Annotated in this window: 9 protein-coding genes; 3 read left to right on the plus strand and 6 right to left on the minus strand. The window is 59.7% G+C overall.

Annotation, left to right across the window (positions count from 1 at the left end; genetic code table 11):
* Positions 1-1,788 (minus strand): putative nucleotidyltransferase substrate binding domain-containing protein, encoded by a 1,788-nt coding sequence (locus tag G5193_RS01775; protein WP_421204795.1) that lies wholly within the window; start codon positions 1,786-1,788, stop codon positions 1-3.
* Positions 1,789-1,956: 168 nt separating this feature from the next.
* Here G5193_RS01775 and G5193_RS01780 point away from each other — a divergent pair, with 168 nt between their 5' ends.
* Complete coding sequence (locus tag G5193_RS01780) at positions 1,957-2,763, plus strand: crotonase/enoyl-CoA hydratase family protein (RefSeq protein ID WP_216953774.1); 807 nt, start codon at positions 1,957-1,959, stop codon at positions 2,761-2,763.
* A gap of 70 nt (positions 2,764-2,833) precedes the next feature.
* Here the strand turns inward: G5193_RS01780 and G5193_RS01785 are convergent, their stop codons facing one another.
* On the minus strand, positions 2,834-4,333 hold the full coding sequence (locus G5193_RS01785) for an alanine/glycine:cation symporter family protein (RefSeq protein WP_266133921.1): 1,500 nt from the start codon (positions 4,331-4,333) through the stop codon (positions 2,834-2,836).
* 348 nt (positions 4,334-4,681) lie between these two features.
* Here G5193_RS01785 and G5193_RS01790 point away from each other — a divergent pair, with 348 nt between their 5' ends.
* Positions 4,682-5,119 carry a GNAT family N-acetyltransferase gene (locus G5193_RS01790; protein ID WP_421204796.1) on the plus strand — a complete coding sequence of 146 codons (438 nt, stop codon included), beginning with the start codon at positions 4,682-4,684 and terminating at the stop codon, positions 5,117-5,119.
* A gap of 76 nt (positions 5,120-5,195) precedes the next feature.
* Complete coding sequence (locus G5193_RS01795; protein WP_421204984.1) at positions 5,196-5,960, plus strand: zinc-dependent peptidase; 765 nt, start codon at positions 5,196-5,198, stop codon at positions 5,958-5,960.
* 81 nt (positions 5,961-6,041) lie between these two features.
* On the opposite strand, the gene G5193_RS01800 is transcribed toward G5193_RS01795, so the two are convergent.
* From G5193_RS01800 to G5193_RS01815, 4 genes are all read right to left on the minus strand, one after another.
* Complete coding sequence (locus G5193_RS01800) at positions 6,042-6,638, minus strand: acetate uptake transporter (RefSeq protein ID WP_005336948.1); 597 nt, start codon at positions 6,636-6,638, stop codon at positions 6,042-6,044.
* A gap of 224 nt (positions 6,639-6,862) precedes the next feature.
* The gene (locus G5193_RS01805) at positions 6,863-9,865 is read right to left on the minus strand and encodes a DUF748 domain-containing protein (protein WP_421204797.1); all 3,003 of its coding nucleotides are present in this window, start codon (positions 9,863-9,865) and stop codon (positions 6,863-6,865) included.
* Positions 9,866-9,917: 52 nt separating this feature from the next.
* Positions 9,918-10,679, minus strand: a complete 762-nt coding sequence (locus tag G5193_RS01810) for a substrate-binding periplasmic protein (protein ID WP_421204798.1) — start codon at positions 10,677-10,679, stop codon at positions 9,918-9,920.
* Positions 10,680-10,715: 36 nt separating this feature from the next.
* Complete coding sequence (locus G5193_RS01815) at positions 10,716-11,126, minus strand: MerR family transcriptional regulator (RefSeq protein ID WP_157160929.1); 411 nt, start codon at positions 11,124-11,126, stop codon at positions 10,716-10,718.
* Position 11,127 lies beyond the last annotated feature (1 nt).

Genomic DNA, 11,127 nt, shown 5'->3' on the forward strand with positions numbered 1-11,127 from the left:
CTATTGTCTCAGACGAAAGTGCAAGGTGAGCCACTGCTGGAACTTCTTAACCTGATGCAGCGCCTGACGCAACAGATCCCGCTCACTGTGGCTAAGCTCGCTTGTCAGCACCCGACTATTGCCCCCCTTGAGCTGGCTGCGCAGCCTCAGCCGGATAAAGAGCCGAAACGCCTCTGCCAGATTGCTGCCATAGTCGGCACTGAGCCGCTCGGCAGCCACCAGCGCATCGATGCGTCCCAGGGTCGAGGTCTCCAGAATGCCTGCCTCAATGGCCAGCATGCGGATACCGTGCACCAGCGGGAACAAGCCGCCCCGCTTCAGATCCAGCCCTTCCGGTGGCTGCTCCAGCCGGCCAAACAGGGTGAGGGGGGCATGAAAGGCCACTGCCGGTCGCACCATCTCCGCCAGCAGATCCCGCCTGTCGGCCAGCTGCTCGCGCAGCGCTCTGGCAATCGGCAGATGGAGCTGACGATCCCCTGATATGGGGTGAGCATCCGCGAGAGTAGCCAGCCAGAGCAGCTCCTCCTCACTGGCCGTGGTGCAGGCGCTGGCAATGGCGCTTTGCCACTCGCTGCCTGTTTTTACCCAGGCCGGATTGTTCACCATCACCTGCCCGGGGCACAGCGGGTAGCCGAGTCGCTCCAGCAGGGCGCTGAATTCGGCCAGATCGGCTGCCTGGGTGGGCCATGCCAGCCCTTCTGGCAGGATCAGGGCGTTGTCCTGATCGGTTTTGAGGATCTGCTCGCCGCGCCCCTCCGAGCCCAGCATCAGCAGGCAGACCTTATCCTGCACCTCGGGGGGAAGCACCAGCGCAAAGGCTTTGGCGATCAGCTGTTCGTTGATGGTGGCGATCAGTTTCATCAAAAAGGCGGTGTGGATCCCTTGGGCAAACAGCGAGCGGGTCAATTGTTGCTGTTCGCGGGCCACCGCCTCCAGCGCGGGCAGGCTGTCGGCACGTGCGATACGCAACGTCAACACGTGGGAGTGGGTAGAGAAGAGCCCCAGCACCTGAGTCAGTTGCAGGATCCCCGTCACCTCGTTGCCGCGCCACACCACCAGTCGCTTGATGCGATGGCGGGTCATCAGCAGCAGGGCATCAAACAGATAACTCTCCAGCGGCAGACCAATCAGGGGCGTGGGGGTCAGCACCGAGAGGGGCGCCGTCAGCGGCAATCCCTTGAGGGTCAGGGCGTGGAGCAAGGTCTTGCGGGTTGCCAGCGTGAGGGAGCCGTCGTGGGCCGGGTAGAGCAGGCAATCGGTTCCCTTGCTCACCATGGTTTCGGTCGCCGCCAGCAGTGACAGTTTGCTGTCGACGATAAGCGGTGCCTGCAGGTGGCCGGGTTCGATGCGGGTCAGGATAAATTCCGCCAGATTCTTCTGACCCAGCTGTTCGCGCTGCTCTTGCTGGCGCTGACGCTCGGCCAGATTGGCGGTGAAGTAGCTGGCAAACTGCGGATCCTGCTCACAGAGCGACAGAAAGGTGTGGCGAGGAATGAGCTGACAGAGGCTATCTTCCAGCGCGGTGAAGCGGTGGCGGCAGCGGCCATCAAACTGGGCGCGCACATCGAACAGGTCATCGACCCCGTAATCACCAAACTGGTGGTGAGGGGCCGACTCTTCCACCGCCCCCTTGATGATGAGATAGAGGCCGGGAGGCTCGTTCCCCTCCTGGAGCAGCAGATCCCCAGCCCGAAAATAGCAGAGCGAGAGGTGACGGGAGAGCCGCTCGCGCGCCTCCTCGCCCAGTCGGTCGAACGGTGGTCTGGCAAAATTGAACAGGGTTGACATGACAGCGTCCTCTGCTGGCTTGCGGCACTCATGCAGCTCCCAGTGTGACAAAGGGAGGGGGAGGCGACCAGCCGACTTTAGTCTCAGCTGTACCGCCTGTTCACACTCTGATAACGTGGTGGTATGACCAGTGAGTCAGTTTCAGGGATCAAGGGGAGGACAAGGGAGATGGAAAAACCAAGGATCAAGTGCGAGATCCACGACGGGATTGCCGAAGTGATGCTGACGCGGGGGGACAAACTCAATGCGCTGGACCGCGCCATGTTCAGCGCCATCGATGAGACATTGACGCAGCTCGCCCGGCACAAGGGGCTGCGGGCGGTGATCCTGCATGGCGAGGGGCGAGCCTTCTGCGCCGGGCTGGATGTGAAATCCATGCTGAGACAGCCGGTAGCGGCGCTCGATATTCTCAAGCGTGAAGCAGACGAGGCGACCAATCTGGCCCAGCGGGTTGCCTATGGCTGGCACCAGCTGCCGGTGCCGGTGATTGCGGTGACCCAGGGAGTCTGTTTTGGCGGTGGCTTGCAGATTGCGCTCGGCGCCGATTTTCGCTTCAGCACCCCCGATTGCCGCTTCTCGGTGATGGAGATCAAGTGGGGCATCATTCCCGATATGAGCGGTAGCGTCACCATGCGCAACCTGATGGGAGTGGATACCGCCATGGAGCTGGCCATGAGCGGGCGCGAGCTGGATGCCATCGAGGCCAAATCCCTCGGGCTGGTGAGTCGGGTCTGCGCCGATCCGCTGGTGGAGGCGCGGGAGTTTGCCCGCACTCTTATCACCAAGTCGCCGGATGCACTGGCGGGGATCAAGCAGCTCTACAGTCAGGCCTGGGCCCGCAGCGATGAGGCGATGCTGAAGGAAGAGACCCGCTTGCAAAAGCAGATCCTGGGGCGACCCAATCAGTGGCGGGCCACCCTTAACAGCCTGTTTCGCTGGCGCCTGCCCTTCGGGCCGCGCCGCAATCCGCTCTGAGATGAGGTGACAGGAAAAAGAAATGGCAGCCGAGGCTGCCATTTTTATCGAACGGTTATTTCGTGTCGGTTTAGGAGATCTTGCGATCCTGATCCGGCTCGAACTGATGGCCCGATTTCTCCCGCTCCAAGTTCTCTTCGGAGCGTTTGCCCACCCAGTAATCGGCGTTCTTGATGCCGAGCTTCTCCGGGTGGAATACGGGGTCAATCCCTTGTGCCTGCTGCGCTTCATAATCCTTCAGACAGGTGAAGGCGGTTTTTTGCAGCAGCAGGATGGCGATGATGTTGAGCCATGCCATCAGGCCGACCCCGATATCACCCATGCCCCACGCCAGATCTGCCGTCTTGACGGTGCCGTAGACAGTGGCAGCCATCAGCGCAATCTTCAGCAAGAAGGTGAGCCAGGGGCGATTTATCTTGCGGTTGATGTAGGCGATGTTGGTTTCGGCGATGTAGTAGTAGGCAACGATGGTGGTGAACGCGAAGAAGAACAGCGCGATGGCCACGAAAATGCTGCCAAAGCCCGGCATCATGCTCTCCATGGCGGTCTGCACATAGCCCGGGCCTGCTGCGATACCGGCAATACCCGTGTAGATGGCGGCGCCGTCCGGCCCTTGTACGTTATAGAGGCCGGTGATCAGCAGCATAAAGCCGGTGGCGGAGCAGACGAACAGGGTGTCGATATAGACGGAGAACGCCTGCACCAGACCCTGCTTCGCCGGGTGACTCACTGCCGCAGCAGAGGAGGCATGCGGCCCGGTACCCTGACCCGCTTCGTTGGAGTAGACCCCGCGTTTTACCCCCCACATGATGGCCAGACCCAGAATGGCACCGAAACCGGCATCCAGACCGAAGGCGCTCTTCCAGATCAGCAGGATCACGCCCGGCAGCTGGCCGATATTGAGGGCGATGATGACGCAAGCCACGATGATGTAGCCCAGCGCCATAAAGGGTACTACGGTACTGGCGAAGTTGGCGATGCGCTTGACGCCACCGAAGATAATAAAGCCGAGCAGCAGCGCCAGACCGGCGGCTGTGACGTTCGGATCGATATTAAAGGCGGTCTGCAGGCTTGAACCGATGGAGTTGGCCTGCACGCCCGGCAGCAGCACGCCGCAGGCGAAGACGGTCGCGATGGCGAAGGTCCAGGCGTACCACTTCATGCCAAGCCCTTTCTCGATGTAGAAGGCCGGGCCGCCGCGGTATTCACCGTTGATCTTCTCTTTGTAAACTTGACCCAGAGTGGACTCCACGAAGGCGGAGCTGGCGCCGAGGAAGGCAACCATCCACATCCAGAACAGGGCGCCCGGGCCACCGAAGGTGATGGCGGTGGCCACACCGGCGATGTTACCGGTACCCACGCGACCGGCCAGGGTCATGGCCAGCGCCTGGAAGGAGGAGACACCGGCATCGGTGCTCTTGCCATCAAACATCAGGCGCACCATCTCTTTGATATGACGCAGTTGCAAAAAACGGGTGCGCAGGGAGAAGTAAAGACCGACCCCCAGACACAGGTAGATGAGCGCAGGGCTCCAGATTACACCATTGATGGCATTGACGATTTCATTCATGTACAACAACTCCTTTGTTGTGTTTGTGGCGCTGTCTTGGCGAGATCTTGGCCTCGCTCTCTGTCACTGTTTTCGGCTCTGTTTGTTAACAATCCAGTTAACAAATGAGCGCGAGGTTGAGGGGTTAAGCAGAGCGCAAACACGCGCCATGCATGGCTTGTAACATATCGAGTTGTATCGGTGCTTCCCAGCGAAAAATGTTGCCTTGTTGCAAATTTGTGAATTGACAAGGGTGGGGGGATAATGGCATGCAGCGTTTTCTATGAGTAAAGATGAGATCCTCCTTGTTGATCTGCGCCAGACAATGTGACGGGCGTAACACAATGGAAAGCAAACATGAGGCCAACAATGAAAAATGACCCTGAGCCGTTGACGATCCGTCCCCCCGAGGCCGACGACGGGAGCGCCATCGCCCACCTGTTCACCCAATTGGGGTATCCTGCCGAAGACGCTGACGTCACGGCGCGCCTGTTGGCGCCGGATCCCGCGAGCGTTGTGCTGCTCGCATCCCTGGCCGACAAGGTGGTCGGCGTGCTGGTGTGGCACAAGCTGGCACCGCTGCATGTTGCACCAGCTTGGGGCCTGATCTCGGCGCTGGTTGTCGATGAAGGGGCAAGAGGGGCGGGAGTGGGCGCAGCCTTGCTCAAAGGAGCAGAAGCGATGGCGCGGGCCGCAGGTTGCGCCCAGCTGGAGCTATCCAGCAGTCTCAAGCGCGAGGCGGCCCACCGTTTCTATCTGGCGCAGGATTATCAGGAGCGGCCGAAACGGTTCGTCAAACTGCTGTAACCTGTTTTTTGCATCAAAAGAAGGAGTAGGCGTGCTGGGATGGTTCAAATGGCTGGGTGGTCGCCCGCAAACGTCCATGAGTGAGGATGAGTTGGCATTGTGGCGTCAGGCGCTGGCGGCTGTGCCCATCTTGCAAGGGCTCAGCGACACCGAGCAGACAACGCTTATCGGCTTGGGGCAACAGCTACTCAAGCGCAAGACCCTGACCCTGATCGGGGTCGAGCTCAGCCGCCGTCAACAGGCGGTGCTGGCGCTGCAGGCGGCGTTGCCCATTCTTCATCTCGGCCTTGACTGGTATCGCGGCTTTCACGAAATCATCATCATTCCCGAACCCGTCACCCGGCGCCAGGAGGTGCAGGATGAGTTCGGGCTGGTGAGCGAGTTTGAAGAGGAGAACGCCGGTGAATCCTGGCCGCAAGGGCCGCTGGTGCTGGCCTGGAGCGAGCTGCAGCAGGATGGTGACTGGGACGGCTTTAATCTGGTGATCCACGAGCTGGCCCACAAACTCGATATGCTGGGTGGTGAGGCGGACGGTGCGCCGCCGTTGCCGGGGCAGATGAGCAGCCAGCTGTGGCAACAGGCCTTTCAGGCTGCCTTCGATGCGCTCTGCCAACAACTCGACCGGGACGAAGTGACCGATATCGATCCCTATGCGGCCGAACATCCCGCCGAATTTTTTGCCGTCAGCTGCGAATGTTTCTTTACCGATCCGCTGCGGCTGCAGCAGGTCTATTCCGCGGTATACCGGCAACTAAGCCAGTTCTTTAGCCAGGATCCCGCGCAGCGTTTTCCCGCGACCCGCTTGCTGGCGGGAGAAGCGGACGCCGGGTCACTTACCTGATAACCGATCGGTTGAATGGTTATTCGAAATAGCAAAAAGGCACCCGAGGGTGCCTTTTTCACAATCTGAGTGGCTTGCCTATCAGGCAGCGGCTTTCAGCTGTACGGCGGCGGCTTTCTTGTGATCGCCGATCGGCATCACGGTGCGGCCGAACTGCTCGTTGATCACGGTGGCCATGGCCAGGTAGATGGCGCTGGCGCCACAGATGATGCCTTCGAAACCGGCGATGGTGCCGATCAGGGTGCTGCCGGTGAAGTCACGGGCGGCCAGCAGGAAGAACAGCACGGTCAGGGAGGCGAACACGAACTGCTTGGCGCGCGGGTAGTTGATGGTGCCAACCAGCATGAACAGGGTGAACATGCCCCACATCAGCAGATACCAGCCCATGTAGGCGTGCGGAGTGGCTTCGGCCAGACCCATGGTCGGCATGATCAGCAGGAACACCAGGCTCAGCCAGAACAGGCCGTAGGAGGTGAACGCGGTCACACCGAAGGTGTTGCCACGCTTGTACTCCATGATGCCAGCGATGATCTGGGCGATGCCGCCGTAGCACAGGCCCATGGCCAGGATCATGGCGCTGATGGGGAAGAAACCTGCGTTATGGATGTTCAGCAGGATTGTGGTCATACCGAAACCCATCAGACCCAGAGGGGCAGGGTTGGCCAATTTTTCGCTCACGTGGCGTTCTCCAAAAATAGAGGTGGGGGTTAACAAAAGACGCGCGATTTTAGGCAGGCTGCGGCGCGCCCGCAAGGGGGCAAGGGGGATAAATCGTAAAAAAACTACGTGATTATTTGCATCAGAGGCCAAATGCTCACCAAGACAGGCTGTTTGGTGAGCAAAAGGTGTCAAAATAGTTGAGGGGTTGTATTTTTATTACGCATTTGCGCAGTGCGGCGGCCTTACTGATCCAGTGTCAGGATCACTTTGGCTTCCTTGTCCTCTTCCTTGACCTGGCTGTCGAGCACGAACAGCCGCTCCGGGGCGATCCCCTGGCTGTCGACCAGAAACTCCTTGGTATTTTGCGCCCGGCGCATGGCAAGATTGCGCAGGGATTTGGCGGTGATGAGCTGCTGATCCCGCAGCAGGATCACCGCCTGGGCCCGCAGTGCTGCGTTCTCTTCATCCAGATGGAGGCGATCGGCCAGATCATCCAGATCTTCGCCAAAGCGCTCTTCATAGGCTTGGGCCAGCGCCTCTTGCAGGGCGGGGTCCTGTTCCAGCAGGTCGAGATCCGCCTGATTGCCGGTGAGCTTGGCCAGTACCCGCTCCAGCTTTTGCCGTTGCAGGATGGGGCGCTCCTCGTTGAAGTTGACCTTGCCGCGAATGTTCATGCTGAGCTTGGGTCTATCCTTGAGGGCCTGCGCCAGCTTGACCAGTTTCTCCTGCTGGGTGGGGGTGAGATCGGGATCCCCCGGCAGGAAGGGAAGTTCGTCGAGATCTTCGGTGCCATCGGCCAGCGAGGCGAGCAGGGAGAAGGGGGAGGTGATCGCCTTGCTCAGGGTGTTGCCCAGCACATCCCAGAAGATATTGCCGATGCTGAAGTCCGGTTGATCGAGATCCCCCTTCACCTTGAGGTTCATCTGTATCACCCCGTTGGCATCGCTTAGCAGGGCGATGGCCAGCCCCAGCGGCAGATCCTTGGCCTGATCGCTCTTGATCTTCTCGCCCAGTTGCAGCTTCTTGATTGTGATGTCGTTATCCCCCTCCAGCCGATTGCCCTCCAGCTTGTAGTGCAGCTTCATGGAGAGCTGCCCCTTGTCGATGGCATAACCGGCATAGGTGCCCGAATAGGGGGTGAAGGTGGTGAGCTCCAGATTGTGGAAAGCGACCGCGATGTCGAGGATTGGGTTGGCCACCAGCAAGTTGGTACCGCCGCGAATGGTCACTGGCGCATAGCGATCCACCTTGCCGTTGAAGGCGAGATCGGAGCGTTGCCCCGGAATATTGCTGATATGGCGACTCTGGCCGCCCAGCGAGGCGATATCGGCCACAAAATCCTGACTCAGGCTGCGGTCGGCAAAGCGCAGGTTGCCCTGCTCTGTGCGCAGTTGGTCAATGGTAAAACGAAAGTCGGGAGTCTTGCTGCCTGCCGCCGCTTGAGTACTTTTGGTTGCCGCCGGTTGCGGCAACAGCAGCTGTTGCAGGTTGGTGGTGCCATCTTCGTTGATCTCGATGCGGGCGAAGGGCTTGTTCAGGGCAATCTCCTTGATCCGCATCTGCTGGCTAATGCCGTCGTACGTCAGACCGGTGAGAGCCAGGGTGTTGAACTCCAGCAGCCGCTGATTGTCTGCCCGATCGACTACTTTGAGCCCGTTGACATCGAGCCCCCCCTGCAGGGTCAGCTTGCTCAGATCTCCTTGGGCGGTGGTGGCGAGATCGAGGCGGGTCTTGCTGCTCAGCAGCCCGTTTTGCACCTTAATGCGTACCAGATCGGCCAGATAGGGCTGTGCCAGTGTCAGGGGCAGCCCCTGCTGGTTGATGTCGCCGCTTAAGGTGAAAGGAGTCAGGGTCAGTTGGCCATCAAAGGCGAGGGGGCTGCTCTGGTTGAACTGGGTGGCCAGAGTCAGTTTGCTCGGTTGCTCCCCCTTGCTGCCCAGTGGCCCCAGCGCCAGCTTGAGGCCGGAGAACTGGCGCGCCTGCGGTTTGCCGCTGCTCGATTCGGTGAGGGTGAGATCGCCCTTGTCGATAAGGATCTGCTTGATCTGCCACTGCCAGGGTTTGTCTGGCGTATGTTTCTTGCCGTTACCGGCTGTCTTTGCTTGTTGTGCCGACTTGGGCGCCGCATTGTTGGCCACCTCGTTTGCGGCGTGGGCCCCTTTGGCGGGTTTGGCGGGGGCCTGTTCAATCAGCAAGCCAGCCAGATCAAGCTCCTGCTGTGGGTTGAGGGTGGCCTTGAGCAGGGGCTGTTGCAGGGTCACCTTGCCGATCTGGAGCGACTGTTTCTGGCCATCAACAGCCAATTCGCTCAGGGCCAGCTGGCCGAAGCGGGCAAATTCGTCGCCCTTGTGTTTTTTAAGCTGCCAGTTGTCCAGCGTCAGCTTGCCTTTGGACAATTGCCACAGTACCCCTTGCTTGCCCTCTTTAAGCTGGTACTCCACCTCTGTATTGGCGTGGCCCTTGGCCAGATCCAGCTTGAGATAGGGTGCCCAGAGCGGGGCGAAGGGTTTCAGCTCGACCTGCTTGAGGCTCACCTTACCCTGACCCATGCCGCTCATCACATCGAGTTTGCCGTGAGCGGCGAGGCTGCTTTTGCCGTTGATGGCGGCGCTCAGCTGATAGGCGGTCGGATGGTTTGCCTCGGTACGCAGGTTATCGAGTTTGAGGGTCACTTTCTCCAGATTGAGAGGCGGCAACCAGCCGGGTTCGCTCTCCTTGCGTTGATCCTGATAGCGCACATGCCCGTCAGTGACATTGACGCTGGCAATATCGACCAGCAGCGGGGCGCTGGCTGTTTCGGGCTCGGGGGAGGGCGCAGGGGCGAGCAGGGGCGCCAGCGCATCGGTCAGATTGAGTCGAACCTCCCCTTTTTTGTCTGTCAGCCGTTGCAGCAGCGCCACGGGGTTGGTCAGGGTGACGGCGGAAAGCACGACCCCTTTCTGCTGCCAGCTGGCTTGCAGGTTTGGGGTGATAAAGAGCTGCTCAAAACGGATGATAGGCTGCTGTTTGGCATCGAGCAGGGCAGTCGCGCCGAGGGTGAGAGAAGGGTTGCGCAGCCCTACGTCAATCTCACCCAGCGTCAGTTGCAGGCCGTAGTGCTCGGCCAGCCAGCCGGGCAGATAGCGCTGGACCAGACGGGGGGTTTGCCACAGCAGCAGGGTGATCAGGATAAGAAGCAGCAGGAAAGCGTAGGCAAGGTAGCGCAGCAAGCGGAGCTTGGGGGACGCGGGCTCGGTGGTGTTCATTTGGTGCACTCCCATTTGGTTCCCACCATGGTACAGAAAAGCTGGATAGTAATCATGGGGTTGCGTGCTGTTGTACGCCGTACTTTGTCCAAAGGCGATCCAGTTCCCCCTTTTTTTGCAGCGCTGCGAGCCACTGTTCCAGCTGGGCAGGGGTAATGGGGGCCGCAGGGTGAAGGATGGCGCGGTGCTGATACTGTTGATCCCATTTTTGCGAGATCAGCAGCTGGTCGGCGGTGTCGGGATGGGCCAGCAGATACTGGTTAAGGTAGGAAACGTTGAGAATGGCTACCTCGCCACGCCCTTTGAGCAGGGCTTGCAGGGCGCTGATGTTGTCCTTGACCAGGGTGATATTGAGCTTGCGCTGCAGGTAGAGGGGATCAGCATTGAACTGGCCGACGCCGTAGTGGTAGCCGGTCACCCCGATAAGATGATGCCGAGAGGGGTCATCGAAAAAGCGCTGATCCCGACCCGTTTTGTTCAGGGCCACATAGACCTCGCCACCACCGAGGAAGGGTGCTGTCATCTTGAATTTATCTGTGTCCCAGCCCCACTTGGTGTCTTCAAACAGCATCAGCGAGAAACGGCCCAGATCGAGCGCCTTGTAACGGTTGGCGGCCGAGGTGGGAACAAACACGAATCTTACCTCTTGCTGGATCTCGTTTAGCTTGGCGATGAGGTCCAGCGTCAGCCCTTCATAGCGGGAATCGGGGAGTTTGACCACAAAGGGGGCATAGGGGTATCCGCCAACCTTGATGAGGGGATGGCTCCAGCCAGAGAGGCTGAACAAGAGCAAAAACCAGCACCAATATCTCATGGGATCCCCAGGGCAATAGCTTGCTCCCAGATTCGGTTAATCTGCGCCAGTTTTCAAGCTGTTAAGGGAATTAACACAGCGCTGTTCGGCGGCTTCCAGCTCGGCCATCACCATCTGGATATCCTCCAGTTGCTGGCGCAGGGCGCCGCGTTTTGCCTCGATCAGCTGGATCATGGAGTGGAGCTGGGTTTTGCTCGATTTGTCGGTGTCGTACATATCGAACAGCTCGCGGATCTCGGCCAGGCTAAACCCCAGCCGTTTGCCGCGCAGGGTCAACTTGAGCCGGATCTTGTCCCGATGGCTGTAGATGCGGGTTTGCCCCTCCCGCAGCGGGGTGAGCAGCCCCTCATCCTCGTAGTAGCGGATGGTGCGCGGCGTGACATCGAACTCGTGGGCCAGCTCCGAAATGCTGTAGGTGATCTCCTTGCCGGGCAGGGAACGGGGCATG

It is taken from the genome of Aeromonas sp. 601027 (assembly GCF_049174455.1).
In the GTDB taxonomy this organism is placed as follows: Bacteria; Pseudomonadota; Gammaproteobacteria; order Enterobacterales; family Aeromonadaceae; genus Aeromonas; species Aeromonas veronii_A.